Origin of the sequence: Halomonas sp. QHL1, assembly GCF_001882345.1 — a bacterium.
Classification (GTDB): Bacteria; Pseudomonadota; Gammaproteobacteria; order Pseudomonadales; family Halomonadaceae; genus Vreelandella.
Window position 1 is genome coordinate 1 of sequence record NZ_MINL01000004.1, and the last position, 1,278, is coordinate 1,278.

Annotated in this window: 1 protein-coding gene; it reads right to left on the reverse strand. The window is 59.3% G+C overall.

The annotated features are described in order from the left end of the window. On the reverse strand, positions 1 to 1,200 hold a 1,200-nt coding region (locus QHL1GM_RS19050), incomplete at its 3' end, for an ISL3 family transposase (RefSeq protein ID WP_071696075.1). Positions 1,201 to 1,278 lie beyond the last annotated feature (78 nt).

Consider the following 1,278-nt stretch of genomic DNA (forward strand, 5'->3'; position numbering starts at 1 on the left):
CATGGCGATGAAGTTAGTCTCGTTCCGATAGCCACGTGCGCGTGACCGAGCCGCCTGAAACAGACCGTTCATCCCTTCCAGTCTTGCGTTCGTCAGTCCCGAGTGCCAGCGCCTAACCACGGCTTCCGCGTGCCGCTCAAGTGTCGCCAAGGCCTTTCCCATCGGCTTCAGTAGTGGCTTTTTAGACACCGCCGTTTGCATGACTTTGAGGTAGTTCGTGATGCGCCACCGAGCCGCTCTGGGCGTTGGGGCCTTCTGGATCCAGCGCAGCTTTTCCTTGATTATCCAGGCGTCGGCCGTGGCGCTCTGATCGGCTACCAACTCCTGGAGCGCCGCCAACTGTGGAGGTTTCAGATTCTCGTTGTCCAGGTTCTTCAGCAGTGCCCAGCGCAGCGACTTAGGGTGTTCCTGCTCGCGGCGCTCTTTCTTGCGTACCTCGTCCAGCCGCTTGGTAAAGGTCTGCACAATATGGAACCAGTCGACCGTTACCTCGGCCTTGGGAAGGTGCTCGGTGATGCCGCTAAGGAAGGCGGGTGACATGTCGCAGACGACCTCGACCACATTGTCCGTATTGCCGCCATGGGTTGTCAGGAAGGCACTAAATGCTTGGATGGCATCCTTGCCGCAGCCTTGAACAGCGAAGATCACCGGTTCCTGCTTGCGCTTCATGTCGAGGAATACCGTGACATAGCGATGGCCGCGCCGGGACGCGGTTTCGTCCACGCCGACCGCCGCCACCTTGGACAGATCCAGTTCCCCCAGCATTCGGCCCACGTAGTGATGCACGATGCGCCATAGTCGTTTGTCGGAAATCTCCAACTGGCGGGAGACGGCCAGCACCGGCATCTCCTTGACCAGTGACATGGCCGCTTGCTCAAACAGCAGGGTGAAGTCGCTGCCCGGCCGCGCCCAGGGCACCTCTATGCGTTTGACGCCATGTTCAGGACACTTCGTGCGAGGCACGCGAGCATGCAGGTAACAGTGATGCTGAAAGAAGTTCAGATGCCGCCAGGTTTTGTCGGCAAAGTCGTGGGCCTGGCAGGTCTTACCGCACTCCGGACAGGGATAGAGACTGCCTCGCTCCGCCTCGACATAGAGATCCAGACGGTGGGGCGACACAGAGGTATCCAGGTGCTGGTTCTTGAGGATCCAGGGCGCTTCTAAGCCCAGGCCGAGAGTTAGAATCTGGGTGCCGTCCATGCCATACCTACTGCCGTTGTGGAGTCCCTATTCTGGCCCAGCTCAGGAGACAAATTCCACACACAACGTCGAAGAGCC